22 protein-coding genes are annotated in these 26,497 nt (G+C 33.0%); 10 read left to right on the top strand and 12 right to left on the bottom strand.

Going from position 1 to position 26,497, the window contains the following annotated elements; translation table 11 throughout:
• Positions 1–73: 73 nt before the first annotated feature.
• Positions 74–2,458 carry a patatin-like phospholipase family protein gene (locus ACZ098_RS08255; protein ID WP_487311282.1) on the bottom strand — a complete coding sequence of 795 codons (2,385 nt, stop codon included), beginning with the start codon at positions 2,456–2,458 and terminating at the stop codon, positions 74–76.
• Positions 2,459–2,470: 12 nt separating this feature from the next.
• Entirely contained in the window at positions 2,471–4,270 is a 1,800-nt protein-coding gene (uvrC, locus tag ACZ098_RS08250) for an excinuclease ABC subunit UvrC (RefSeq protein ID WP_487311526.1), read from the bottom strand.
• A gap of 107 nt (positions 4,271–4,377) precedes the next feature.
• Between uvrC and ACZ098_RS08245 the strand changes: the two genes are divergently transcribed.
• Positions 4,378–4,941: a 5-formyltetrahydrofolate cyclo-ligase gene (locus ACZ098_RS08245; protein ID WP_487311281.1), complete on the top strand. Its 564-nt coding sequence runs from the start codon at positions 4,378–4,380 to the stop codon at positions 4,939–4,941.
• Here ACZ098_RS08245 and ACZ098_RS08240 read toward each other — a convergent pair.
• A complete protein-coding gene (locus tag ACZ098_RS08240; RefSeq protein WP_487311280.1) occupies positions 4,938–5,591 on the bottom strand; it encodes a lipoprotein signal peptidase in 654 nt (217 codons plus the stop codon). The genes ACZ098_RS08245 and ACZ098_RS08240 overlap by 4 nt on opposite strands.
• A 196-nt stretch (positions 5,592–5,787) precedes the next feature.
• Here ACZ098_RS08240 and ACZ098_RS08235 point away from each other — a divergent pair, with 196 nt between their 5' ends.
• Positions 5,788–7,035: an LVIVD repeat-containing protein gene (locus ACZ098_RS08235; RefSeq protein ID WP_487311279.1), complete on the top strand. Its 1,248-nt coding sequence runs from the start codon at positions 5,788–5,790 to the stop codon at positions 7,033–7,035.
• Positions 7,036–7,092: 57 nt separating this feature from the next.
• Here the strand turns inward: ACZ098_RS08235 and ACZ098_RS08230 are convergent, their stop codons facing one another.
• Together ACZ098_RS08230 and ileS are read right to left on the bottom strand one after the other, a co-directional pair.
• Positions 7,093–7,476, bottom strand: a complete 384-nt coding sequence (locus tag ACZ098_RS08230) for a TraR/DksA family transcriptional regulator (RefSeq protein WP_487311278.1) — start codon at positions 7,474–7,476, stop codon at positions 7,093–7,095.
• Between the two features lie 6 nt (positions 7,477–7,482).
• On the bottom strand, positions 7,483–10,884 hold the full coding sequence (ileS, locus tag ACZ098_RS08225; protein WP_487311277.1) for an isoleucine--tRNA ligase: 3,402 nt from the start codon (positions 10,882–10,884) through the stop codon (positions 7,483–7,485).
• A 171-nt stretch (positions 10,885–11,055) separates the two neighbouring features.
• Between ileS and ACZ098_RS08220 the strand changes: the two genes are divergently transcribed.
• Positions 11,056–11,919, top strand: a complete 864-nt coding sequence (locus ACZ098_RS08220; RefSeq protein ID WP_487311276.1) for a T9SS type A sorting domain-containing protein — start codon at positions 11,056–11,058, stop codon at positions 11,917–11,919.
• Positions 11,920–11,925: 6 nt separating this feature from the next.
• Here the strand turns inward: ACZ098_RS08220 and recO are convergent, their stop codons facing one another.
• From recO to gdhA, 4 genes are all read right to left on the bottom strand, one after another.
• The gene (recO, locus tag ACZ098_RS08215) at positions 11,926–12,639 is read right to left on the bottom strand and encodes a DNA repair protein RecO (protein ID WP_487311275.1); all 714 of its coding nucleotides are present in this window, start codon (positions 12,637–12,639) and stop codon (positions 11,926–11,928) included.
• Positions 12,640–12,727: 88 nt separating this feature from the next.
• Positions 12,728–13,201, bottom strand: coding sequence for a hypothetical protein (locus ACZ098_RS08210; protein ID WP_487311274.1), 474 nt, complete (start codon positions 13,199–13,201; stop codon positions 12,728–12,730).
• Positions 13,202–13,997: 796 nt separating this feature from the next.
• On the bottom strand, positions 13,998–16,307 hold the full coding sequence (gene porZ / locus ACZ098_RS08205) for a type IX secretion system anionic LPS delivery protein PorZ (protein ID WP_487311273.1): 2,310 nt from the start codon (positions 16,305–16,307) through the stop codon (positions 13,998–14,000).
• Between the two features lie 126 nt (positions 16,308–16,433).
• Positions 16,434–17,777, bottom strand: coding sequence for an NADP-specific glutamate dehydrogenase (gdhA, locus tag ACZ098_RS08200; RefSeq protein WP_487311272.1), 1,344 nt, complete (start codon positions 17,775–17,777; stop codon positions 16,434–16,436).
• Between the two features lie 264 nt (positions 17,778–18,041).
• On the opposite strand from gdhA, the gene ACZ098_RS08195 reads away from it, so the two are divergent.
• Complete coding sequence (locus tag ACZ098_RS08195; RefSeq protein WP_487311271.1) at positions 18,042–18,836, top strand: THC0290_0291 family protein; 795 nt, start codon at positions 18,042–18,044, stop codon at positions 18,834–18,836.
• Positions 18,837–18,894: 58 nt separating this feature from the next.
• Here the strand turns inward: ACZ098_RS08195 and ACZ098_RS08190 are convergent, their stop codons facing one another.
• Together ACZ098_RS08190 and ACZ098_RS08185 are read right to left on the bottom strand one after the other, a co-directional pair.
• Complete coding sequence (locus ACZ098_RS08190) at positions 18,895–20,058, bottom strand: cystathionine gamma-synthase (RefSeq protein WP_487311270.1); 1,164 nt, start codon at positions 20,056–20,058, stop codon at positions 18,895–18,897.
• A 232-nt stretch (positions 20,059–20,290) separates the two neighbouring features.
• Positions 20,291–20,728 carry an acyl-CoA thioesterase gene (locus ACZ098_RS08185; RefSeq protein ID WP_487311269.1) on the bottom strand — a complete coding sequence of 146 codons (438 nt, stop codon included), beginning with the start codon at positions 20,726–20,728 and terminating at the stop codon, positions 20,291–20,293.
• A gap of 163 nt (positions 20,729–20,891) precedes the next feature.
• Here ACZ098_RS08185 and ACZ098_RS08180 point away from each other — a divergent pair, with 163 nt between their 5' ends.
• The 6 genes from ACZ098_RS08180 (at position 20,892) to ACZ098_RS08155 (ending at position 24,967) form a co-directional block, all read left to right on the top strand.
• On the top strand, positions 20,892–21,251 hold the full coding sequence (locus ACZ098_RS08180; protein WP_487311268.1) for an arsenate reductase family protein: 360 nt from the start codon (positions 20,892–20,894) through the stop codon (positions 21,249–21,251).
• Positions 21,244–22,128, top strand: a complete 885-nt coding sequence (locus ACZ098_RS08175) for a DMT family transporter (protein WP_487311267.1) — start codon at positions 21,244–21,246, stop codon at positions 22,126–22,128. Before ACZ098_RS08180 ends, ACZ098_RS08175 begins: the two co-directional genes overlap by 8 nt.
• A gap of 196 nt (positions 22,129–22,324) precedes the next feature.
• The gene (locus ACZ098_RS08170; RefSeq protein ID WP_487311266.1) at positions 22,325–23,185 is read left to right on the top strand and encodes a YicC/YloC family endoribonuclease; all 861 of its coding nucleotides are present in this window, start codon (positions 22,325–22,327) and stop codon (positions 23,183–23,185) included.
• A 96-nt stretch (positions 23,186–23,281) separates the two neighbouring features.
• On the top strand, positions 23,282–23,854 hold the full coding sequence (gene gmk, locus ACZ098_RS08165) for a guanylate kinase (RefSeq protein WP_487311265.1): 573 nt from the start codon (positions 23,282–23,284) through the stop codon (positions 23,852–23,854).
• A 93-nt stretch (positions 23,855–23,947) separates the two neighbouring features.
• Positions 23,948–24,529 (top strand): nicotinate (nicotinamide) nucleotide adenylyltransferase, encoded by a 582-nt coding sequence (gene nadD, locus ACZ098_RS08160; protein ID WP_487311264.1) that lies wholly within the window; start codon positions 23,948–23,950, stop codon positions 24,527–24,529.
• Positions 24,530–24,967, top strand: coding sequence for a hypothetical protein (locus ACZ098_RS08155; protein ID WP_487311263.1), 438 nt, complete (start codon positions 24,530–24,532; stop codon positions 24,965–24,967). It abuts the gene before it with no gap.
• Positions 24,968–25,046: 79 nt separating this feature from the next.
• On the opposite strand, the gene ACZ098_RS08150 is transcribed toward ACZ098_RS08155, so the two are convergent.
• A complete protein-coding gene (locus tag ACZ098_RS08150) occupies positions 25,047–26,495 on the bottom strand; it encodes a nicotinate phosphoribosyltransferase (RefSeq protein ID WP_487311262.1) in 1,449 nt (482 codons plus the stop codon).
• Between the last annotated feature and the right edge of the window lie 2 nt (positions 26,496–26,497).

Below are 26,497 nucleotides of genomic sequence, written 5' to 3'. Positions count from 1 at the left end.
ATCTTTTTTATTAATCTGTCCAAATATACTTTTTTTGTTTAATATTTCACAAAAAAAATAAATATATACGAATTTAAAACCAAAATCCTACACCAAACCACAAATAACCCTTTGGTAGTTCTGGCGACCACGAATATTTCATTTCAATTGGTCCAATTACAGTTTCGAGACCATAACCTACTGCATATCCTGAAAATTCTGGAGTTGAAAACCAATTTCCTGTTGAAAAAAGTTTGTTGCCAACATTAGCATAATTGGCTGAAAAGTTGATGTGGTTTTTTTTATAAAATTCGTAATCTATAGTTGCAGCACTTTTAATATAACTATTCCCAGAAATTGAAATAAAATCATACCCATAAAAATGTCGGAAATTATTGATGGTATTGAAACCATAGCCGCCTAAAACAAAATCTAGTGTTGAAACACTTTGCTCACCTACTGCAAAACCTGCTTCTGATTGTAATTTAAAGGTTGCCTTTTTTAAAAACGTTTTAGCAAAACCTGCATCACCTTTAACAATTGAAAATCGGTTGAATTGATTAGTAAAATTACTAGAAAACAAGTAGGATTGTATATCACCATTGAAATACCAACCTTTATTAGGAAAATATTTATTATCAAATGAATCGTATTTTATATATCCAAACGCACTTGTGTAATCGCTATTTTCAAAAATTGCTTGCGTATTTTCTAGTGTTTTAGATTCTACTTTTAAATGCTTGAATTCCAATCCTGCTCCGATTAGAAACTTTTGAGCAAATACGGTTTGCAAATAAGCTTGATTGGTAAAATCTGAATAATCAACGTTTATAGTACTAAATCCTGGCTGATCAAAAATGCCATTTCCAAACGTAGTCGAAATATTTCTGTTGAATTGGTTGTATCTAGATTTAAAACCGAAGCTGAAATAAAAACCGTTATCGATATAATAATCTAAATAATATCTAAAATTATCGCCAAGTGCTAAATCAACCGAAAGCACGTCATTCTTGAACAGTGATTTTTTATGAGTCAAGTTTACCAACACAGCACTTTTATACAATCCATCGTAGTGTAATCCGAATTTTAAAAATGTTTTATTGCTACTTTCAGTAAGGGTTACCGCAAGTTCTTCTCCAAGACTATTATCATTTATTTGATAAGAAATACTGTTAAAATTGCCCGATGCGTCAAGCTTGTTTACGCCATTCTTTAAATCGTCGTAACTTATTTTAGTTTTTTCTTTAAACCCAAGTTGTCCAATAATATAGGCTCTTGTATAATTTTTTAAACTATTTATTGAAATTGAATTAATATAAATACTGTCTTTTATACATTTTATATCGGGTCTGTTGTAAGGTGTATTTTTTTGAGCAACTTCCTTCAACTCTTCAAAAACTTGAAACGCTGCTTCTTCTCCTTTTTTAATGATTTCTTTTCCTTTATCAAAAGAAATTACAGTATACTTTTCGACTTCTGGTTTTATGTAGATGTCCGTTCTTTTTACTTTATCTTTCATCCCTTCTATCATGGAAAGATTGGATATTTGAACTAAAATTCGAGTTGCTTCTTTAAGTGCATTTCTGTCTTTTAGTCCGTCTTGAACGTCTACACCTATAATAATGTCTGCTCCAAGTTTTTTAACTTCGTCAATAGGATAATTGTTTACAACACCTCCATCTATGAGCATTTTTCCATTTATTTCAACAGGTGAAAAAAGTGTTGGAAATGATGAACTTGCCAATAGTGCTTGTGGCAAATATCCTTTATTAAGAAGTTCTTGTTCGCCAGTTTCAATATTTGTAGCGATGCATAAAAAAGGTATTGGCAAAGCATCAAAATCTCTCACATGACGAACTTTATGTGTTAGTCGTGTGAGCAAACTATAGTTGTATAATCCTTTAGATAATGCGATGGGAACACCAATGCTAAACTTATTGAATGGTAGTGAAATGGCGTACATTTCGTCATTTCGTTTTTCGTAAAAGCTCTTAGATGTTCTTGGAATATAATCTTGAAGTAGTTCATCAAAGTTGGTAGTACTAAAGATGGAGTCGAGTTGACTTGCATTATAGCCAGAAGCATACAAACCTCCAACAACAGCACCCATACTTGTTCCGCCAATGTAATCTATTTTTATTCCTGCGGATTCTAATACTTTTAAAACTCCGATGTGGGCAAAACCTTTAGCGCCACCACCTGTTAAAACCAATCCTATTTTTTTTCTTGCAATTGTATCTTGAGCAACACTGTTTTGAGGAATTAACAAAAGTAGTGTAGCAATTACGATGATAAAATTGGCAAATTGCGCTTTGTAGACGGTATTTTTTATTTGGAATACTGATTTTGGCAAAAGACCATTATAAAATAGCCCCGATAGCAACGAAAATCGTTTTTCTTTAGTTGCCAGATTATGGCAAGTAGAGAAAACGATTGCAGTGGATAGCGGGAATAAGGATTGAAAGTATGCCTTTAACATTTGCTACAACTATTAATTATCTTTTTTATGGTAAAAGTCGGTAATTTTTTTGGCTTTTGATCCACCTATGACCTCAGAAATTTCCTTTTCGGTGGCTAATTTTAATCTTTTAACACTTTTGAAATGTTTAATTAACGTTAGCATGGTTTTTTCGCCAATTCCAGGAATTTCTTCTACCGATGAGTTTAGCGCTGCTTTGCTACGTTTGTCACGGTGAAATGTGATTCCGAATCGGTGTGCTTCGTTACGTAAAAACTGAATTACTTTGAGTGTTTCTGATTTTTTATCGAGATATAGCGGAGCCGAATCACCTGGGTAAAACAATTCTTCCAAACGTTTTGCAATACCAACGATAGCTATTTTACCGCGAAGTCCTAAATCGTCTATACTTTTTAAGGCTGATGACAGTTGGCCTTTTCCACCATCTATAATTATTAATTGCGGTAAGGGTTGATTTTCGTCCAACATCCGCTTGTAACGTCGGTAAACAACTTCTTCCATCGAGGCAAAATCGTTTGGACCTTCAACTGTTTTAATATTGAAATGGCGGTAGTCTTTTTTGGATGGTTTTCCGTCTTTAAAAACTACGCAGGCTGCAACAGGATTGGTTCCTTGAATGTTAGAGTTATCAAAACATTCTATGTGTCTTGGCTCTACCGACAATCGTAAATCTTTTTGCATTTGCGCCATAATTCTATTGGTATGACGCTCTGGATCGATAATTTGAATTTGTTTTAATTGATCCAATCTATAGTATTTGGCGTTACGTTCTGAGAGTTCTAATATTTGTTTTTTATCGCCTAATTGTGGCACTGTAACTTTTATTTTGTCGCCAAAGTCTAGCGGAAACGGCAAAATTATTTCTCTGGTAAGCAGGTTAAAACGCTCTCGAAGTTCAATAACTGCTAATTCTAGAAGTTCTTCGTCGGTTTCTTCTAATTTCTTTTTTAACTCTAAGGTGTACGAACGAATTATAGCACCATGCGCTATTTGTAAAAAATTGACATAGGCAACTGCTTCGTCTGAAATGATTGAAAACACATCAATATTAGAAATTTTTGGATTTAAAATTGTAGAACGCGACTGATAATTCATCAAAACCTCAATCTTTTCTTTGATTTTTTGGGCTTCTTCAAATTGCATTTCTTGAGCAAAATGCTGCATTTTTATTTTAAAATCTTTAAGACTTTCTTTAAAATTTCCTTTTAAAATTTCGCGAATTGCATCAACTTGGCGTTGGTAATTTTCTAATGTTTCATAACCTTCGCAACCTCCTTTGCAATTTCCTATATGGAATTCTAAACAGACTTTAAATTTACCTGAATCTATATTCTTTTCGGTTAAATCGTAATTGCAAGTTCGTAAAGGATATAGCTCTTTAATCAATTCTAAAATGGTATTGACTGTTTTAAAACTAGTGTATGGTCCGAAGTATTCTGAACCGTCTTTTATCATTCTTCGAGTTGGAAATATTCTTGAAAAAGGTTCTTTTTTAATACAAATCCACGGATACGTTTTATCGTCTCTAAGCAAGACATTGAAACGCGGCTGTAGTTTTTTAATTAAATTATTTTCTAACAGTAAAGCATCTTGCTCACTCGAAACCACAATGTGCTTTATGGTAACAATTTTTTTAACCAACACATTGGTTTTTCGGGTATCATGAATTTTATTAAAATAGGAAGCAACACGTTTTTTGAGATTTTTTGCTTTTCCTACATATAAAATTTTTCCGTCTTTATCATAATACTGATACACACCAGGATTATCTGGTAAGGTTTGTATTTGAAGTTCGAGCGATGGATGGGTCATTTTTAAGAAATAGAATAAAAAGTATAGAAAATAGATTGTTCTTCTTTCTTCAAACAAATTTAACTTTAATTCTTTCATAAAGCAAATGCGTTTTTTACTTTTACTAAATGGAAAAAAAAGAGTTACGAACTAGATACAAACAACTTCGACATCAACTATCAACTGAAGAAATTGAAGAAAAAAGTTTGGCCATTGCCAATGCATTACTTCAATTGACTATTTGGGATAAAACATATTACCATCTATTTCTAAACATAGAAGAACAAAAAGAGGTTAACACCGAATTTATTCTGCATATTCTGCAAGGAAAAGATAAAGAAATTGTGGTTTCTAAAAGTAATTTTGAAACTTTAGAAATGTCGCATTATTTGTTAACAGACAACACTAAATTTATAAAAAACAACTACAATATTCCAGAACCAATTGATGGAATTGAAGTACCTGAAAACAAAATTGAGGTCGTATTTATTCCGCTTTTAGCTTTTGACAAAAAAGGAAATCGAGTAGGTTATGGTAAAGGTTTTTACGATAAATTTTTATCCAAATGTAACCCCGAAACAATTAAAATAGGTTTGTCGTTTTATGAAGCCGAAGATGTAATTACCGATTCTTTTGCAGGCGATGTTACCTTAGATTATTGTATAACACCATTAAAAAATTACCAATTTTAATTGTTTTTATGCTCTTCTTCTGGAGATAGAAACGTTACGTTAGGATGAAGTTTCACAGGTGCAAAAGCGCGTTTATTAAATACAATTAAGATTCCTACACCAACTGAAATAGCCAAATCGGCAACATTGAAAATAGCGTTGAAAAATCTAAAATTTTCGCCACCCCAAATTGGAATCCAAGAAGGCAAAGTACCTTCGTAAATTGGAAAATAAAACATATCTACCACACGACCATAAAACCAAGTTCCATAATGGTTTTCTGGAAAAATAGTAGCTAAATGAGTACTGGTACTGTTGTCAAACATTACGCCGTAAAAAACAGAATCAATAATATTTCCTAAAGCACCTGCAAAAATAAGTGCTATTGCCACACTTAAAAAATTAGATCTTCTTTTGGTTGATGTATCCCACATCCAATAACCAATTCCGCAAACAGCAAAAATTCTAAAAATAGTTAAAAACAGTTTTCCATATTGACCCGGAATTACAGTTCCCCAAGCCATTCCTTCGTTTTCTATAAAATTAATTTTAAACCAACTTAAAATTTCAACTTCTTCACCATAGTAAAAATTAGTTTTGACAAAGACTTTTGAAAATTGGTCTACAATTAGAATTGAAATAATTAATAATATGGAACTACTTAATTTCATTATTTTATTTTTTTGATGTGCAAAAATAGCAATTAAATAATATAAAAAAAGATAATTTGGCAATAACGAACAACATTTTATACTTGATAATTAAATAGTTGTACAGTTTTAACACTATTTTTTGAATTCACATGAACAATTGTTAAAGTGTAAAAAATAATTTATTACATTTGATACAATTTATAAATCATTAACTATGAAAACGTTAAAGTATTTAATTGCTGTTTTTGCAATCGCTATTTTTGCTTCCTGCGAAAATGACGACTCTAATTCTGAGAAAGTACAATTTGCAGTTCCAACCATAAAATCGTTAACAAAAATTAGATCGAATGTTTCGGTTACAGGAGCTAAAACAACTAGTTCGGACGGTAAAATATACGTTTCAGAAAATTATCTTTTCTACATTGCTCAGGAAGAAGGCGTTCATATTTATAACAATCAAAATCCTGCAGCGCCTGTAAATACAGCCTTCATTAATTTGGAAGGCGTTCATGATGTTGCGGTAAAAGGCAATTATCTGTATGCCGATAATTTTGTAGATTTATTAGTATTTGATATTTCTAACATCAACAATATCACGTTAGTACAAACGGTAGAAAATTCTATTTCATTTAGTCCAACCTATCCAACGGAAGCTGCATTTTATGATTACACAGTTTATCCAGCTGAAGGAGAAATCATTACCGGATTCCAACTACAATTAAAAAATAAACCTAATGATTCAGAGGTTGTTTTTGCAAACGATGCCTTGGCTGGATTTGAAAGTTCGGCTGCAAACAACGTTGGAACAGGCGGTTCTTATGCTAAGTTTCAAATCAATAACAATGCGCTTTACACCGTAGATTCGTATCAATTAAATGTATTTAACATCACGAATCCCGAAAACACGTTTTTTGACAAATCGGTTTATCTTAATACATGGATGAATGGAGGTGTTTTTGAAACCTTATTCATTCAGAAAGAAACATTATTTGTTGGTGCCACTTCTGGTATGTATACAGTAGATGCTTCGGATGAATTCAACCCAAATTTTGTTGGAGGTTTTTCTCACGCAACGGCTTGCGATCCAGTTGTAGTTTTTGCAAATACGGCTTACATTACCGTTCGCGGTGGTTCTAGTTGTGGTGCAATTGAAGATCAAGTGAATGTGATCGATGTGACTGATATTGCTAATCCAACTTTGCTTTCAACAACTTTACTAAATCAACCTTATGGATTGGGTATTCGCAATGGTGTTTTGTATGTATGTTGTGGTACAAATGGTTTGAAGGTTTTTAATGCCGCAAACAGCGCTAACTTAACGTTAGAAAATACGTACAATGAAAATGTAAAAGATGTAATTCCGATGGACAGTCATTTAGTTGTTGTGGGAAATAACAAAATCATACAATACAATTATGGTGCGAATTTTACATTGATTCCTATTAGTGAAATCAGTTTTTAAATAGTCTAAACAAAAAAAACCTCGCCAATTAGCGAGGTTTTATATTTTAACGATATATTATCGTTGTAAATTTTTAGCTTCAATGCTCATTGTAGCATGAGGAACGATTTTTAGTCTTTCTTTTCCTATTAACTTTCCGGTTACTTTACAAACACCGTAGGTTTTATTTTCTACACGGAAAAGCGCATTTTTCAAGTCACGAATAAATTTCTCTTGACGAATTGCTAATTGCGAATTCGCTTCTTTGCTCATGGTTTCGCTGCCTTCTTCAAAAGCTTTGAATGTTGGCGATGTATCATCAGTACCATTATTCAAATCATTCATATAAGCACTTTTGATTAAATCTAAATCGGCTTGAGCTTTAGCAATTTTTCCTAAAATTATTTCTTTAAACTCGGCTAAATCAGCATCAGAGTATCTTGCAATTTCATCTGTAATCATTTTATACTATTTTGAAATTAATATTTTTGTTTTTATCTCATCAAACTCAATTTCTATACCACTTTCTAAATTATCAACAAATTTTAATTCTTCTGTTAACGTTTCCGACTTGATATAGTCTTCGTTATTGTTTATTGCGTGTTCTAATTCGCCACTTTTTTGCAATTGTACTCGTATTTTATCGGTAACTTCAAATCCCGAATCTTTTCTAATATTTTGAATTCTATTTACCAATTCTCTAGCAATACCTTCTTGCTTTAATTCTGGAGAAATAGTAATGTCTAAAGCAACAGTAATTCCGTTAGCATTAGCAACCAACCAACCTGGAATATCTTGGGTTGCTATTTCTACATCTTCAGAAGTTAAAGTTATACTTTTTCCTGAAATAACAAGTGTTAGCTCGCCTTTGCTATCAATTTCGTTAATTTGATCTTGCGAAAATTTTTGTATATCACTAGAAATCAATCCCATATCCTTTCCAAAACGTGGTCCAAGTGCCTTGAAATTTGGCTTAATTTGCTTCACTAAAACGCCCGATGCATCGTCTAAAAGTTCAATTTCTTTGACGTTTACTTCGGCTTTTATCAGGTCAGAAACTGCCTCGATTTCAGCACGTTGATTTTCGTCAAGTATAGGAATCATAACCTTTTGCAACGGTTGGCGCACTTTTATCATTTCCTTTTTACGAAGCGATAAAACTAGTGACGAAACCGTCTGTGCTTTCATCATTTTACTCTCTAACGATTTATCAACAAAGTTTTCAACCGAATTTGGAAATTTCGCCAAATGTACTGACTCAAATTCCTCTGAATGTGTTGCTTGTGTTAAATCTCTGTAAAGTTTATCCATGAAAAATGGAGCGATTGGCGCACTCAATTTGGCAACAGTCAACAAACAAGTATAAAGCGTTTGATAAGCCGCAATTTTATCTGTTCCGTATTCGCCTTTCCAGAATCTTCTTCTGCACAAACGAACGTACCAGTTACTTAAATTTTCCTGAACAAAGTCAGAAATGGCTCTTGCTGCTTTTGTTGGTTCGTAATCAGCGTAAGCTTCATCAACCGTTTTTATCAAAGTATGTAATTCTGATAAAATCCAACGGTCAATTTCAGGTCTTTCGTTTAATGGAATTTCGGCTTCTTCATATTTAAAACCATCGATATTAGCATATAAACTGAAGAACGAATAAGTATTATACAATGTTCCAAAGAATTTTCTACGAACTTCTGCAACACCTTCGATATCAAATTTCAAGTTATCCCAAGGATTGGCATTCGAAATCATGTACCAACGAGTTGCATCTGGACCATATTCGGCCAAAGTGGTGAATGGATCAACGGCGTTTCCTAAACGTTTCGACATTTTTTGTCCGTTTTTATCCAAAACCAAACCGTTTGAAACTACATTTTTATAAGCAATTTTATCAAAAACTAATGTTCCGATAGCGTGTAATGTAAAAAACCATCCACGAGTTTGATCGACACCTTCAGCAATAAAATCGGCTGGAAATGCTTTATTCTCGTCAATCAACTCTTTGTTTTCAAATGGATAATGCCATTGCGCATAAGGCATTGCGCCTGAATCGAACCAAACGTCAATCAAATCACTTTCGCGTTTCATTAATTTTCCTGATGGCGAAACCAAAACGATATTATCGACTACATTTTTGTGTAAATCAACCAAATCGTAGTTTTCTTCGCTCATATTTCCAACAACAAAACCTTTGAATGGATTTTCTGATTGAAAACCAGCTGCGATTGACTTTTCAATTTCAGCATACAATTCTTCAACCGAACCAATTAGGATTTCTTCGGTTCCGTCTTCGGTTCTCCAAATTGGCAATGGAATTCCCCAATATCTTGAACGCGATAAGTTCCAATCGTTGGCATTTTTCAACCAATTTCCGAAACGACCTTCACCAGTTGCTTTTGGTTTCCAGTTGATGGTTTCGTTCAAATCAAACATTCTATCTTTGATTTCGGTTACTTTGATGAACCACGAATCTAATGGATAATATAAAATTGGTTTGTCAGTTCTCCAACAATGTGGATAACTGTGAACGTATTTTTCGACTTTGAAAGCTTTATTTTCTTCTTTTAATTGAATTGCAATTTCCACGTCGGCAGAGCGTTCTGGAGCTTCGCCATCGTTGTAATATTCGTTTTTAACGTATTTTCCAGAATAATTCCCTAAACCTTGAATGAATTTACCTTGTAAATCAACTAAAGGAACAGGATTTCCGTTTTCATCAAGAACCAACATTGGCGGAACTTCAGGCGTTGCTTCTTTGGCAACTTTAGCATCATCTGCACCAAAAGTTGGCGCTGTATGAACGATTCCAGTTCCATCTTCGGTAGTAACGAAATCGCCCGAAATTACTCTAAAAGCATCTTCCGAATTTTGATATGGTAAAACCAATTTCATCAATTGTTCGTAACGGATTCCAACTAAATCAGCACCTTTAAATTCTGATAAGATTTGGTATGGAATATTCTTATCGCCTTCTTTAAAATTTTCAAAATCAGAAGGTTCAACAGAGGCAAAAAATCCTTTTCCGAATTGTTTTCCGACAAGGTTTTTGGCCAAAATTACTTTAACAGGACGATAAGTGTATTGATTGAACGTTTCCACCAAAACATAATCGATTTTTGGACCAACGGTCAACGCAGTGTTTGATGGTAAAGTCCAAGGAGTTGTCGTCCAAGCTAAAATGTGAACTTCGCCAAAACCTTGTAAAAAGCTTGGTAAAGTTTCTGCTTTTGCTTGAAATTGAGCCACAACTGTTGTGTCGGTTACATCTCTATAACTTCCAGGTTGGTTTACTTCGTGTGAAGACAATCCGGTTCCAGCTTTTGGAGAATACGGTTGGATAGTGTAACCTTTGTATAATAAGTCTTTGTTGTAAATTTGTTTCAACAACCACCAAACGGTTTCCATGTATTTGGATTTGTAAGTCACATATGGATCTTCCATATCAACCCAATAACCCATTTTTTCGGTCAAATCGTTCCATACGTCGGTATAACGCATAACGGTTCGTTTACAAGCTTCGTTGTATTCTTCTACCGAAATGGTTTTCCCGATGTCTTCTTTGGTGATTCCTAATTCTTTTTCAGTTCCCAATTCAACAGGTAAACCGTGTGTATCCCAACCCGCTTTACGTTTTACTTGGTAGCCTTTTTGCGTTTTATAGCGACAAAAAATATCTTTAATAGCACGCGCCATCACGTGGTGAATTCCAGGTAATCCGTTTGCTGAAGGTGGACCTTCAAAAAACACATACGGAGTTGCACCTTCACGCGAAGTTACACTTTGTTCAAAAACGTTGTTTTTCTTCCAAAAATCAAGAACTTCTGACGCTACTGTTGGCAAGTCAAGTCCTTTGTATTCAGTAAATTTTGTGCTCATTTTGTCGTATTCTTAAATCAGTTTGCGAAAGTAGTAAATTTTAGTCATAAAGTCGAAAGTCTTAATGTCGAAAGTCCTAAAGTTTCTCAAAATCAGAAAAAGGTATGTTGTTGCATATAAAAATCGATTTTTATAAATATTATCTTAAATTTGAATTCTAAACGTTTTAATATGAAAACATTCATAATTTCTATCTTCAGTTTACTGTCTTCATTATTATCATTTGGTCAAAATCAACAACCAAAAATGATTGTTATTTTGCCGAACACAACATATTCTCATTACCAAAATACAAATTGTGTAGGCTTGCCTGTATCTTGTCCGCGTCAATTTAACGATGTCGGATTACAAACTATTTTTACCACCTATTCTATAACCGTTCCAGAAGTAGGATATTATGGATGTAGTACTCAAAATCAAAACTACAACGCAGTAGAGTTATATGGTATTTCATCTAGTACAAACCCCGCTTTTACACAAGATTTAGAAAATTATAATCAAGGTGTTATTGCAGTAGACTATTTACCTGGCATCCCAAATCAAGTTTATTATACTCTTATAAATAATTCGGTAGGAAGTTTTCAAAATATTACCAATGGCATTGTTACTACGAACAACGCTGCGCTAAATCAGATTTTTATTGATTTTAATGTCTTTAACATTACAGAAGTTAACCAGCAAAAGCTAATATCGTGCAATTGTAATGGAGTTCAACTGGCCAATACATTGAATAACTTGACAAATGTAACGCAATCATCTTTTACAAATTGTGGTGTAGCTTATTTAAATAATGAAAGTTTTTCTAAAAGTAGAAGTGTAATTTATCCAAATCCATTCTCGACTATTTTAAATATTGAAACATCTGAAAACGTAACTGTATTTAACGTTTATGATAGTTTAGGCAAAAAAATTATTGAAACATCTGTTAAAGATGATTTAAAAACTAAACTTACTCAAGTGAATTCAGGAATATATTTTTTGAATTTATTATTCGATGACGGAAAAATTGAAAACAGAAAAATTATTAAAAATTAGTTACTTCTAACTAAAAACTTCCTTTAAAACGTCAAGTGATTTGGGTTTTTTGAATCCGTCAATGTGAATGGAATAGTAATCTAAGAGAATTTTTAGGAGTAGTTGACGTTCGATACCTGCAAAGACTTTTTGATTGGAATCAAACTTTAGATTAATTAATTTTTTGAAAAGAAATGTTTCGTGCTCGTTAAGACAATTGGTGCCTTGAAATGGCGAAAAAATGCCATCAATCATTTCAAAATGTTTAAAATCTGCTTCGGAATTATCTGGATAAAATCCAAGGAATTTTGTGATTTCTAATAGTAAAATCAGATGGAAATTGGATGTTTCTTCGTGCGTATCTAACCACAGTAGCGCCGCTTCTAAAAAAGTAAATAAATCTTCATTTTTTTCTTCTTCGTGAATACTATGATGTAACATTTCGGACAAAAAAATAACGATGGTACTTTTAAAAATATCCGAATTTATTGTTTGGTAAGCAGTAGCTAATTTTATTTCTTTAAAATGTTCTAATGTGCCTTTATTTTTGTGATTGGCTTCTATTTCAAGAATAGTTAAAGGTTGAAAATAAGCAATTTTTTGGTTGGATTTTTTCCCAGAATAGGCACTTTGTACAAAGTAACTTTTTAAACCATCACTTTGCGTAAAACATTTTACAATCAAGCTTTTTTCTTGATACCTTAATGAAGAAATTACGATGGCTTTGGTTTTGACTAGCATACTGTTAATTACGAATTTAGAATTACAAATTACGATTGGAATTCGTTATTAATTTTATTAGAATGAATTTGTCAAGGTTGTTCATTATTTATAATTTTCTATTATTCAAGTGTTTTTCAAATCCTAATACTGCAATCACAAAAGCTATTCCTTGAACAGGCATCATAAATCTTGAACAATTTATTGGCCCAGTTACAATAATGTAGTAGAAAAAAAGTAAAACAATGTAGTACACATAGAAATCTTCTTGCAAGGCAAGCAATCCTTTACTAAAATAGAACCATTTAAAAATTGCGAATAAGAAAATTGGTATCAATAAAATGTAAATCAAAAAATAAGGATTTTTTGATAATGAAGAAAATGATTTTGTGCCATTTAAGATTTCTAAAAACCCTTGTTTACCATCTTCTTTTTTAAAAAAAGTCATTAAATCGAATCTGCCCGGATCCAAAACTCCTCTTAAAGCATTAATAGTGTGATAAAATGAATAGCTAATAAAATTATCTTTTATTTCTTTAAACCCTATACTTTTTAAATTTTCATTTTGTTCTCTAAAATCCATTTTTTGAAATTTAGCATCATAAACAGAATCTTTCCATTGACGTGCCTGTTTCTCTGAAGTGGTAAAAGATTTGAAATAGTATAAATTATAATTAATTAAATTGATGTTTTCTATTGACGAAAAATGTTTATATCCTGTTCTATATTCATTATAATTTAAATAAGCGAAAAGAGATAGTATGGGAAAAAATAGCCAAAAACTAAAAACTCTACTCTTCAAAAAATAAAAGAAAAAATAAACAAAATTTATAAATATAAATGGATAAAAAACTGGTTTAGTAAATGCCAAAAGCACAGTAATTATTTGTACATAAACAAAGTATTTTCTATTCCAACCTTTAATTAATAACCAAAACAATAAAATTAATAGAAAAAACAATATCCACTCAGACATCACTAATTGTGAGTATATAAAAATAGAAGGTGTAAATAGAAAAAAAAATATCAAATATGGTTTTATAGTTATCTTATAAAATTTTAAAATATCAAACAAAATTAATATCGAAAAAAACGAGACGACAGTTTGAAAGATTATAAGTATTATAATATGAAAACGATAAAAAAAAGCTAAAATTAAAGGATAAAAAAAAGGTCTTTTTGTAAGTAATGTATAATCTAAATTATCATTGAAATATGATAATGAGGCTATACTTTTGGCAATTTCAAGATATTCTAATGAATCTACTAAATAATAGTTTTGTGAGATAATTCTAAAAATTAAAAAAACAACAAACAATAAACCTATTGCAGATAAAACCTTTTTTTCCTCTTTATTGTAATTATTTATATCAAACATATTATCTGATGATCATCACTTTCTTAACTGTAGTATCAATGCCATCTTCCGCAGAAACCAAAATCATATAAACACCCGATGCGACTTTGTATTTACCAAATGCCTTGGTATCCCATTCGATTGTTCCACCTTCAGATGTGGTTTCGTATACTAAGTTACCTTCAATATCCGTAATTTTAATAACTGCTTTTGATGTTAAACCCGCGATTTTTACCGTTCCATCAAATCCTGGTCGTACTGGATTGGGATAGGCGTATACATTTTGCAAATCGTTGCTTGGCTTTGTCGAAGTTCCTTTGTAAGAAACCAACCCTTTATCGGTTGCAAAAAACACTTCGCCTGAAACTCCGTCAATTTCGATATCATTCACATCATTACTTGGTAATGGCGAATTTTCTTTGGTGAATTTAAAAATGGTTTCTTGACCATTGGCAGAAACCAAAAATACGCCACCACCCGCTGTTGACACCCATTTTCTGTTTGCGCCATCGACTGCAATATCTAGAATAAATTGCTCAAAAAAGAGTTCTTGTGCCAAATTATCTTCTAAAATAATAATCGATCTGGTTTCTATTTCATCTTGGGATAAAAATTGATCGACACTAGATATGATTCGCAATCCTTTTCCAGTTCCAATCCACATTTGATTTCTATTATCAATTGCAACACAACGAACATCGGCAATAGGCAAATTACCTTGTGTATCGTTCTTAATGACTAAAGATTTATTTACAGTTTCGTTAAAAGCTACCAATCCGTTACGTTGCGTTGGCAACCATTTTGTACTATTTTTATCTATAACTGGAATAGCATAACTTTCATTTAATGTTTCGGGAATAATATCGGACAAATCATAGGATTGCCACTGACCATTGGCGCGCAATACTTTTAATGCTTTTTCTACAAAATTATTGGTCATCCAAAGATTTCCTTCCTTGTCAAAAACTGGTCCGTTTACTCGTATATCAATATAATTTGGATCAGGAGTAGGAGTTAAAACTAAAGTTTCTAAACCGTTAGAACCTGTATTGGTATTATTAAAAATTTGAGTTGGCACTTCATCTTCAATCTTTAAAAGTCCAGAAAAATAGGAACTTACATAGAAATCATTTTGATTATTTGGGCTAAAAGCGATGTTGGAAAGTGATTTTGCTCCAAATAAATCGGAATACGGAATACTAGTCCAACCCAAATCAGACGAAAATTTGCTAATTGGAAATTCACCTGGAGTTGGATCGTACGGATTATACAATCTTGAGTACCTACCATACAATGCCCAAAGCGCTGTATTGGATTTTTTTACCCGAAAAACATTGTTTTTTACTGGACCATTTGGCATTATAAACTCAAAACTTGTAGGGTTTGCAAGCGGTGTTGATATTATACCATTTTCATTCGTACCAATATATACTATTCCGTTAATTACTGTTGCACATGAAAAAGTTACGGGAATTTCTGTAATTTGAAAACTTTGAACACGCGCTTGTTGTTGAAATGCTTCGTTATAAACATACACATTTGTAGCATTACTAACAATCAAATTACTTTGATATACTCTAATATCTAGCGCAAACTGATTGATATTTGCAAATTCTACTGCTACGTTGCCATTAAATCGGTACATTCTACCATCGGCATTGGCACCAACTAATTGATTGTTAAAAGTTACAACTCCTGTCCAAAAACCTCCGTCAAAAACTTGCCATTGACTAAAATCAACCAAATTAGGATTAGAAGCAGCTGCTTTTTTTATACCGTTAAATTGTGTTGTGGCATACAATTCATCATTAAATACGGTTATTTGCTGAATCTTAATTGAAGCTCCATTATCGCCAATAAAATAGGTGTCTCCAAACTCTAAGTTGGTTAGATCGAAAACAGTAATTCCGTAATCACATGAAATGTAAATTTTGTTATTGTATTCGTAAAAATGATTAATTCTTTTTATAAATGGAGAAACCGGAACCTCTTCTACAATACCATTTTTAAACAATACCGTTCCGTCTTGATTTACAACCAACAATAATCCGTTAGTGTTTCCGATAAAAGTTTTATTTATGGTACTACTGTGATAAACTGCTGAAATTGTTTCTGCTTTTAACCCATCAATAGAGTTGATTGTTTTTAGAGAATTGGAACTTAAATTTTTTAAAAAAAGTGCATTTTCTGAAGCCGCATATAATGTAGTTGGCGATTCTGCGATGTCTTTAACAAGATTATACGAAAAATAACCTTGCCAAAGCTGATTGGTTTGAGCAAAGCAATTTGATATAAAAATGAACGTTAAAAGAAAAAAACCTTTTTTAAACATTGCAATAAATTTAGTGTTACAAATATACTATAAAACGAAATTACTACTAGTTTCATATTTGCAAAATAAAAAAACCTTCTTTACAATTAAGAAAGAAGGTTTTAGATAAAATTATTTTGATGCTATTTACACTATTCCTTGTGCTAGCATTGCATCGGCAACTTTTACGAAACCTGCAATGTTTGCTCCTTTTACGTAATCTACGTATCCGTTTTCTTCAGAACCGTATTTTACACAAGAAGCGTGAATGTTCAACATAATATTTTTAAGTCTTTCGTCAACTTCTTCGGTTGTCCAGCTTAAACGTAATGAGTTTTGAGACATTTCCAATCCAGAAGTTGCAACACCACCAGCGTTAGATGCTTTTCCTGGCGCGAATAATATTTTTGCATTTTGAAAAACAGTTACTGCTTCTGGTGTAGATGGCATGTTAGCACCTTCTGCAACACAGATACAACCGTTAGCAATTAATGCTTTTGCTTCTTCTTCGTTCAATTCGTTTTGAGTTGCACAAGGTAAAGCTACATCACATTTCACTTCCCATGGACGTTTCCCTGCAACAAATTTTGCATTCGGATATTTAGTTACATAATCTGAAATTCTGCTGTAGTTTACGTTTTTAATTTCCATAACGTATGCTAATTTTTCAGCATCAATTCCGTCAGCATCATAAATATATCCTGATGAATCTGACATTGTAACTACTTTTCCACCCAATTGCGTCGCTTTTTGCGCAGCATATTGAGCCACATTTCCAGAACCAGAAACTACAACAGTTTTACCTGTAAAGCTATCGCCTTTAGTTTGCAACATACTTTGTGCAAAATACACATCGCCATAACCGGTTGCTTCTGGACGAATTAATGATCCACCAAAAGAAATTCCTTTACCAGTTAAAACTCCTGTAAATTCGTTTCTTAGTCTTTTATATTGACCAAACATGTATCCTACTTCTCTTCCACCAACACCAATATCTCCAGCTGGAACGTCGGTATCTGCGCCAATATGTTTAGATAATTCGGTCATAAAACTTTGACAGAATTTCATTATTTCATTATCTGATTTTCCTTTTGGATCAAAATCTGAACCACCTTTTCCTCCACCCATTGGCAAAGTCGTTAAGCTATTTTTGAACGTTTGCTCGAAAGCTAAAAATTTCAAAATACTTAAGTTTACAGAAGGATGAAAACGAAGTCCACCTTTGTATGGTCCGATAGCCGAGTTCATTTGAATTCTATAACCACGGTTAACCTGAGTATTTCCTGCATCGTCAACCCAAGTTACACGAAACATGATTACTCTTTCTGGCTCGACCATTCTTTCCAAAAGCATTTTGCCTTCGTATTTTTTATTTTTTTCAATAAATGGAATTACAGTTTCAGCTACTTCTTTAACAGCTTGTAAAAATTCAGGCTCGTTAGGGTTTTTCTTAGCTACCGCTTCAATAAAATTGTTGATGCTTTGTGACATAATTTTATACTATTAATGTTTAAGAAAACGTTTTCGTTAATTTCCGACAAAGATACATTTTATAAGAATAGTGCGATAATTTTTTTGAAATTCTCTTTCTTTTTATATTAATGTTAAAGAAATTTAAAGAAACGTATTTAAAATATGCCATTTTAAAACTTTTTATGATTTTTTTCGTAAGTATATATTGATTTCTAATGTTTTATTTTATTAATGAATGATGTTTTTATATATTTGTCGAGAATTGAATCTTTTAAAAATACTATGCAGACACCCAAATCTATTTTTATAATCTGCTTACTTCTAATTACTTCAGTAAATAAAGTAATTGCTCAATTTGGATTTTCTCATGAAATTGGGGCAATTGTTGGTCCAGTTGCATTTCAATCGGATTATGGTGAGCGGTATGATTTTTCTACCAATTCTGGCAATACCGGTTTTGGAATTGGATTAATACACTACTTGAATTTTTCTTACAAAGCCGAATGTAATTGTTATACTCCAGAAACCTACTTTAACGATCACTTTAAATTGCGAAGTGAAATTTCTTATAACAAAACCAATTTACAACATTTTGGAAAATGGGTTGAACCACAAAGAACTTCACTAACAGCTAGACAGCTTAGAGCAATGAGAGGAAGCACTGCCGTTACAGATATCGGTATGCAACTTGAATTTTTCCCGTTAAGCATTAGAGATTTCACGGCAACAATAGGAAGTTGGGCACCATTCATCAGTTTAGGAGGACATTTTAGCTCTTACAAACCAAAATCATATTCAGAACTTGGTCCAGGATTAGGTGATTTGCCAACTGTAACTCCAATTAAATATATTGATGCTTTTGATAGAAAAGGTGGAACAACCTGGTCTGTAGTATCGAGTGTTGGAACACGATATAAATTGACCGAGCTTTCAGATTTGATGGTAGATTTACGATTTCAATATTATTTCTCTAACTGGGTAGATGGTTTAAATCCCGACCCACGAGTTTATACCGAAAACAAAGCTAACGATTGGAATGTTTGGTTGAACTTTGGATATATTTATTACCTTCAATAAAATGAAATAGTAAACATAAAAAACCCGATTCATAATTTTTGAATCGGGTTTTTATTTTTTATTTAAAAGCTTGTTCTAAATCAGAAAGTAAGTCGTCAATATCTTCGACACCTACGCTTAACCGTACTAAATCGTCGGTAATTCCGACTTCCAAACGCTTGTCTTCTGGAATGGATGCATGAGTCATTAAAGCCGGATGATTGGCTAAACTTTCAACACCACCAAGAGATTCTGCCAATGTAAAAACTTTTAGACTTTCGAGGAATTTAATAGCGTCTGCTTTTAAAGTTGATTTGAAAGTGAACGAAACCATTCCGCCAAAACCACTCATTTGCTTTTTAGCAATTTCATGAAACGGATGACTTGGTAAACCTGGATAATAAACTCGTTCAACCAATGGATGATTACTTAAAAATTCAGCAACTTTCATTCCGTTTTCGCAATGTCTTTGCACACGTAAATGCAAGGTTTTTATTCCTCTAAGCACCAAGAAACTGTCCATTGGCCCGAGTGTTGCGCCAGTTGCAAATTGCTTGAAATGCAATTCGTCACCAAGTGCAGCGTCTTTCATAACCAAAGCTCCAGCAATAACATCGGAATGTCCGCCAAGGTATTTTGTAGCCGAATGCATTACAATGTCAGCACCTAAATCTAATGGTTTTTGTAAATACGGTGTTGCAAAGGTATTATCAACAGCAAAAAGAATTTTTTTAGCTTTTGTGATTTTCGCGATTTCTGCAATATCTGCCAATTTCATTAATGGATTGGTTGGTGTTTCTACCCAAACCAATTTGGTATTTTCATTGATTAAAGATTGAAATTTCTCCAAATCATTCATGTCAACAAAATGAAATTTGATGCCTGAATCTTTATATAATCTTGTAAACAAACGATACGTTCCACCATATAAATCGTCCATTGCTATAATTTCGTCACCGGCTTTGAACAATCTTAGCAAACAATCGGTTGCAGCTAATCCTGATGAAAATGCTAATCCGCGCGCACCGTTTTCGATACTTGCTAAGGCATTTTCTAATGCTGAACGTGTTGGGTTTGCCGCACGTGAATATTCGTAATCAGGATTTACTGGTTGTCCTGGACTGTTTTGTACAAAAGTTGACGTTTGGTAAACTGGTGGCATAACCGCTCCTGTACTTGGATCGTGATGTTGCCCACCGTGTATGGTTTTGGTATTGAATTTCATTTTTTTTATTTTTTGCAAAGATATAAAGATTGTTTTTAGCCTCGAAGAAGGTAAGTCACAAAGTTGTTTTAAAATTGAACATGAATTGAACTACAAAAAACCTAGCCCAGAAAGTAATGAAAAGCTTTGTGCAAGAAAATTACAATTTTTCTTGACTGAAAATTGCGACCAACGGAAGCGCATTTTTAGTCGTAGAAAAATGTAATTTTCCTGTACAAACTTGCAATGGATAGCTGGAAATAGCTTCTAATTACAATTGCGTAAAATCGTCTGATTTTGGCATTAAATTCATAACATCAATGGCAATTTGCGGAGTTGGATTGGCAATTTTTCTTAGTTTGGTATCCATCCAAGCGCCATCAACAGTGATGGTTGCGAGCAATTCGTCTTTGTCGTTTTTAAATTCGTGAATTAGAGTCCAACGTGAAGCATCTTCTTTAATTTTGCCCACTTTTGTAGATATAAAAACTTGTTGATTCATTCGCATTTCTCTTCTAAAAACACATTCTTCGCGAAACAATATTGGTCCAAAATGTTGTTCTTGCATGATGCGCATTGTCATTCCTAATTGTTCGAGAATTTCGACACGATGTTGCGCTCCAAAATCGTAATATGCCGAATGACGGACGTGAAAATTTGGGTCTAAATCGGCCCAACGAATGTGTATTTCTTTGGTAAAAGTGCTCATTTATTATAATTTTTTTACAAAAATAGCGAGTTTTTTGTTTTTTAAACCATTAAGAAAGTTAAGTTCATTAAGAAAAATTGTAAAACTTAATTTTCTTAAATATCTTAATGGTTAACATCTTTGAAATGAATTGAAAATCTTACTTTTGCAAAAAGAAAAAATTATGACTGATACCATATACTATTTAGCGAGTTGCGATACGTGTAGAAAAATTATAAAATCGTTGCCGAAAAGTGCGAATTTGAAGTATCACGACATAAAGCAAGACCCAATTACGGTTGAAGAATTGGAATACATGCGCTCACTTTCTGGAAGTTATGAAGCTTTATTTAGCAAAAAAGCACAGTTGTATAAGTCGATGGATTTGAAAAATAAAAACTTGACAGAAGACGATTATCGCAAGTACATTTTAGAACATTATACGTTTATTAGTCGACCAGTTTTTATAATTCAAGACCAAATTTATATTGGAAACACGCAACAAAACATTTTGCAAGTAATGAAAGCGCTTGAAAATGTCTAAAAGAACTTGGGCGTTAATCGCCGCGACATTTGTTTCCATCATTTACGGATTGACTTTTACCATTGCCAAAGACGTAATGCCAAAGTACATTGAACCGTTTGGGTTTATTGTAATTCGGGTTTTTGGTGCTACCCTATTATTTTGGTTGGTTTCTTTTTTTGGTCCAAAAGAAAAAATTGCACTTGGTGACTTTCCTAGAATTATTGCAGCTGCTTTTTTTGGTGTGGCGTTGAATATGCTTACGTTTTTCAAAGGATTGAGTTATACATCGCCAATAATGGGTGCGGTTTTAATGGTAACAACCCCAATGATTGTGCTGGTTCTTTCGGCAATAATCATGAAAGAACGCATGCTAAAACGTAAAGTTTTCGGATTAATTCTAGGGCTTATCGGAACTGGAACTTTAATTCTCTATGGAAAATCGATGGTGAATGCTCCAAATGCAACTTTAGGAAATTTATTAGTTTTTATAAACGCCGTTTCTTATGCTTTTTATCTAATTATCGTTAAAAAATTAATGGATAAATACAACGCTTTTACCTTTGTAAAATGGATTTATACCTTCGGATTTATTATGGTTTTACCTTTCGGATGGAATGAATTTCAAGCTATAAATTGTGCAATAGTTCCAACTGATATTTACTGGAAAATTGGATTTGTTATTTTGTTTTCAACCTTTTTTACATATTTGTTGAATTTACTTTCTATGCGCGAATTGAAACCAACAACTGTTGCTGTTTTCATTTACTTGCAACCATTATTTGCTACGATTTTTGCAATCAGCTTGGGGAAAGATGAACTTACTTGGATCAAAATAATTTCGGCAGTTTTAATATTTGTTGGAGTTTATTTGGTGACGCAGAAAAAGAGTACTTAGATTTTTAGTGCTTAGTCCTTAGCTCTTACTTCGCATTTCTTGATTCTTTAGTTTGTAGTAGAAAATAGTCCTTTTGTAAAGACTAATTCCTATTGATTAGGCTTTAAAAACTAAGGACTAAAAAACTAAGGACTAAGAACTAAAAAGCAAACTACTAAAAACATTTTCATATATTTGAAGTCTATAAAATAAAAGAATGATACAATCCATGACTGGTTTTGGGAAAGCCTCTTTGCAATTACCTACCAAAAAAATTACCGTAGAAATAAAATCGCTAAACAGTAAAGGTTTAGATTTAAATACTAGAATGCCATCTGTTTTTAGAGAAATGGAATTGGGTTTGCGCAACCAGCTTTCGCAAAAATTGGAACGTGGAAAGATTGATTTTTCGTTGTATATCGAAATTACTGGCGAAGAAACATCGTCTAAAATCAATGTGCCAATTGTAAAAGGTTACATCAACCAAATGAAAGAAGTCGTTCCAAATGCAGATGAAACTGAATTGATGAAAATGGCAGTACGAATGCCTGATGCCTTAAAAACCGAACGCGACGAGATTGACGAAAACGATTGGAAGGAAATTCAATCGGTTATTGATCAATCGCTAGAAAACATGATGCAATTTCGTAGAGACGAAGGTGTTGCATTAGAAAAAGAATTTCTACATCGAATTGCCAATATCATGACGCTAATGAACAATGCAGTTGCGTATGATGCCGAACGAATTGAAACGGTAAAAACCAGATTAAAAACTGCGCTTGATGAACTTCAGGCGAATGTAGATCAGAATCGTTTTGAGCAAGAATTGATATTTTATCTAGAAAAATACGACATTACGGAAGAGAAAGTTCGTCTGGAAAATCATTTAAATTATTTCATAGAAACTCTTGCAGGAACAGAAGCCAACGGAAGAAAGCTTGGTTTCATTACGCAAGAAATGGGAAGAGAAATCAACACCATGGGTTCCAAATCTAACCATTCTGAAATGCAGAAATTGGTGGTGATGATGAAAGATGAATTGGAGAAAATTAAGGAACAAGTTTTGAATGTTTTGTAAGTAAATAGATTTTAGTCCTTAGTTTTTTAGTCCTTAGTACAAAGTTCTAAACACTAAGGACTAAGCACTAAAAACTAAGGACTAAAAAGTTTAAGAATGAACAAAGGAAAATTATTAGTGTTCTCAGCGCCATCAGGTTCGGGAAAAACCACTATAGTACGGCATTTATTGGCTCAGGAAGATTTGAATTTAGAGTTTTCAATATCTTGTGCAACACGCGAACCACGAGGTGAAGAAGTAGATGGAAAAGATTACTATTTCATCACTTGGGAAGAGTTTAAAAAACACATCAAAGCCGAAGAATTTGTTGAATGGGAAGAAGTGTATACCAATAATTATTACGGAACTTTAAAAAGTGAAGTCGAACGCATTTGGGCAAAAGGCAAGAACGTAATTTTCGACATTGATGTTTCGGGTGGTTTGCGCATCAAACACAAATTTCCTCAAGAAACCTTAGCTGTTTTTGTAAAACCACCAAGTGTTGACGAACTCAAACGAAGACTAAAAGAACGTTCCACCGAAAGTGAGGAAAAAATTAATATGCGTATCGCAAAAGCACACGTTGAATTAGCAACAGCACCACAATTTGACACGATTATCAAGAATTATGATCTGGATGTGGCTAAGGACGATGCCTATCAGTTGGTGAAAGAATTTATTTCAAGATAAAATTATTGCACAAAGTCTCACAAAGTTTACACGAAGAAACACAAAACTTGGTGATACTTTGTGAAAAACTTGGTGAAACTCTGTGATAAAAAAATGAATATAGGACTTTACTTCGGAACCTTCAACCCAATTCACATTGGACATTTAATCATCGCCAATCACATGGCAGAACATTCCGATTTGGAGCAAATTTGGATGGTGGTTACGCCACACAATCCGTTGAAACAGAAGAATACTTTATTGGATGATTACCATCGATTGCATTTGGTGAATTTGGCTACTGAAGAGTATCCCAAAATTAAACCTTCGGATATTGAATTCAAATTACCTCAGCCTAATTATACGGTGAATACTTTGGCACATTTGAAAGATAAATTCCCACAACACGAGTTTTCTTTGATTATGGGTGAAGACAATTTGAAATCGCTTCATAAATGGAAAAACTACGAGTATATACTTGAAAACCATGACATTTATATCTACCCAAGAATTTCAGAAGAATTAGAAAATTTAGATTTAAAAAATCACCCAAGAATTCATAAAATTGAGGCTCCAATTGTAGAAATATCGTCTACTTTTATTCGCAACGGCATCAAAAACAAACAAAATATTCGTCCGTTACTATCTGAAAAAGTTTGGCACTATGTCGATGATAATAATTTTTACAGGAAGTAAATGAACTATTTAAAAGAAAATTGGATTTCATCGATTGTAGCAATTATTGTGTGCGTGGCAATTATTTTAAATTTGCAATTTTCAAAACTAATAGAACCTTCTTTACTTCAATATTCTATAATTTATATTCCATTCGTTAGTATCATTTTATTAATAGTATACGGTGAAATTTTGTATGGAATTGAAGAAAATTTATGGGATGAATTTAAAAAAGGAAAGGATTTTCATATTGATAGAATGATGAACAATCTAAAAAGAACAATTATTTTGATTTTATTTTTTAACTTAATTTATGTAGCAGTTCATTTATACGCTAGTTTTTATTTAATTCAGAAAAATAATTTTTACGCTTGTTTCCTACTACTTTTATTTCCTTTGGCTACATTATTATACTTGTCAATTCATTACATAAAATTGAAAAGAGACTACGAGGAATAACTCCTTTTATTATCAAAAACCCTATTACAACTCATTATAATAGGGTTATTTAAATAAATATTTTTAGTTTGATAGACAACTAAATAATATTTTTTCGAATAGCTGCCAACGAATGTTCTATCAGCAATTTTCCATCTCTAAAAACTTCTTTCAGTTCGCCTTGTTGTTCTTCTTCCCAAGAAACTTCGTCAATAAGTTTATAACGTCCGTTTTCGAGTTCGATTTTCATCAAACCTTTGGCTGATTTTTTAGTTCCATCATCGGTAATTGGATCTTTAAAAATGGCTCTTCCTTCGCCGTTTACTTCGCCATAAGTGGCTTTCATTGCAAATCCGAACGTGTCGCGTGTATTGTATTGATAGGTAAATGAACCAATTCCTAACACAATATTAGTTGATGCAAATCCTTTTAATTTTAGTCGTTCACAAATTTGCGTAGCTCTTTCAACTGTAATGCTATCGCCATAAATCGCGCCAATTTGCGGAATCAATTCTTTGTAACCTTTTGCATTGGTGCTTCCGCCAAAAACATCCCAAAGTAATTCAATAACACCTTTTTGTTCCTCACTAGTTTTTCCGTTTGGATTTCCGCAGATGATGTCCACTGGATCACCACTGTCTGGACGCACTACCACTTTTCCTTCGCGAGCAACAATTTCGTTTTTCAATCGTGGTAAATAATCAGTTAATACTTTCCACAAATCCCACGTATCAGAAACTATTGACACAATTCCTTTTGGATAAACCTCGGTTATCAATCGTTTGAAAGTTTGGTATTCGCCTTCAGTTGTTCCCATACACATCACTGAGTGTTCTGTTGCAGCAACTGAACCGCCAATTAATTCTGTATCGGAATTAGCATTATAATAATCTTCAAAAAACTCAATTGCCGGGATTGTATCTGTTCCCGTGAAGCTCAATAAATGCCCGGCTGCCGATGTTACCGCAGCTTCAATTCCGCCCATTCCTCGCATCGAGAAATCGTGTCCTTGCCAATTTACAAATTCAGGAATTGAAGAAGTTTCTAAAGCATATTTATCTAAAACTTTTCGGTATTGTTTTGCAATTGTAGCCGAATTACAAGGCAACCAGATTACCGCCGAAAGTAAGGTTTCAAAATAATTGGTCAACCAAAAAAACTCAGGTTTGGTATTGTACATCGTAAACATCGGAACACGGATTGGAACCGAAACGCCTTCTGGCAAAGCCTTGAAAACCATCGGAATGTATCCTAAATCGTGTAAGTCTTCAATGTGTTTTGTACCAACCAGATTTTCACCTAAATAATTATTGATTCTTCTGGAATATTGAGCTACAACTTCGGCTTTTGGTCGTTTGAAAAAGTATTCTTCAAAATCGTGGATGATGTATTTTTTTAAGAAATATTGTAATCCGAAGAACACGACTTCTTCTACGCCATCAATTCTTGATTTTCTTGGTGTCCAGTTTGAATAAACTAGTGTTGTATTGTCTGGATATTGACGTCTGTGGTCAACTTTGTAACCGTCGGTTAATAATAGTGGGTTCATGG

The organism is Flavobacterium sp. SP2 (assembly GCF_057626655.1).
This window is presented reverse-complemented; position numbering and strand designations above follow the sequence as displayed.

Excerpts from the sequence above, each read along its gene's own strand:
- gmk (WP_487311265.1), top strand. The coding sequence starts at position 23,282 with ATGAACAAAGGAAAATTATTAGTGTTCTCAGCGCCATCAGGTTCGGGA.
- ACZ098_RS08155 (WP_487311263.1), top strand. The coding sequence starts at position 24,530 with ATGAACTATTTAAAAGAAAATTGGATTTCATCGATTGTAGCAATTATT.
- ACZ098_RS08235 (WP_487311279.1), top strand. The coding sequence starts at position 5,788 with ATGAAAACGTTAAAGTATTTAATTGCTGTTTTTGCAATCGCTATTTTT.
- ACZ098_RS08150 (WP_487311262.1), bottom strand. The coding sequence starts at position 26,495 with ATGAACCCACTATTATTAACCGACGGTTACAAAGTTGACCACAGACGT.
- nadD (WP_487311264.1), top strand. The coding sequence starts at position 23,948 with ATGAATATAGGACTTTACTTCGGAACCTTCAACCCAATTCACATTGGA.
- ACZ098_RS08170 (WP_487311266.1), top strand. The coding sequence starts at position 22,325 with ATGATACAATCCATGACTGGTTTTGGGAAAGCCTCTTTGCAATTACCT.
- uvrC (WP_487311526.1), bottom strand. The coding sequence starts at position 4,270 with ATGACCCATCCATCGCTCGAACTTCAAATACAAACCTTACCAGATAAT.
- recO (WP_487311275.1), bottom strand. The coding sequence starts at position 12,639 with ATGCTAGTCAAAACCAAAGCCATCGTAATTTCTTCATTAAGGTATCAA.
- gdhA (WP_487311272.1), bottom strand. The coding sequence starts at position 17,777 with ATGTCACAAAGCATCAACAATTTTATTGAAGCGGTAGCTAAGAAAAAC.
- ACZ098_RS08210 (WP_487311274.1), bottom strand. The coding sequence starts at position 13,201 with ATGGATTTTAGAGAACAAAATGAAAATTTAAAAAGTATAGGGTTTAAA.
- ACZ098_RS08240 (WP_487311280.1), bottom strand. The coding sequence starts at position 5,591 with ATGAAATTAAGTAGTTCCATATTATTAATTATTTCAATTCTAATTGTA.
- ACZ098_RS08175 (WP_487311267.1), top strand. The coding sequence starts at position 21,244 with ATGTCTAAAAGAACTTGGGCGTTAATCGCCGCGACATTTGTTTCCATC.
- ACZ098_RS08195 (WP_487311271.1), top strand. The coding sequence starts at position 18,042 with ATGCAGACACCCAAATCTATTTTTATAATCTGCTTACTTCTAATTACT.
- ACZ098_RS08185 (WP_487311269.1), bottom strand. The coding sequence starts at position 20,728 with ATGAGCACTTTTACCAAAGAAATACACATTCGTTGGGCCGATTTAGAC.
- ileS (WP_487311277.1), bottom strand. The coding sequence starts at position 10,884 with ATGAGCACAAAATTTACTGAATACAAAGGACTTGACTTGCCAACAGTA.
- ACZ098_RS08230 (WP_487311278.1), bottom strand. The coding sequence starts at position 7,476 with ATGATTACAGATGAAATTGCAAGATACTCTGATGCTGATTTAGCCGAG.
- ACZ098_RS08220 (WP_487311276.1), top strand. The coding sequence starts at position 11,056 with ATGAAAACATTCATAATTTCTATCTTCAGTTTACTGTCTTCATTATTA.
- ACZ098_RS08255 (WP_487311282.1), bottom strand. The coding sequence starts at position 2,458 with ATGTTAAAGGCATACTTTCAATCCTTATTCCCGCTATCCACTGCAATC.
- ACZ098_RS08180 (WP_487311268.1), top strand. The coding sequence starts at position 20,892 with ATGACTGATACCATATACTATTTAGCGAGTTGCGATACGTGTAGAAAA.
- porZ (WP_487311273.1), bottom strand. The coding sequence starts at position 16,307 with ATGTTTAAAAAAGGTTTTTTTCTTTTAACGTTCATTTTTATATCAAAT.
- ACZ098_RS08245 (WP_487311281.1), top strand. The coding sequence starts at position 4,378 with ATGGAAAAAAAAGAGTTACGAACTAGATACAAACAACTTCGACATCAA.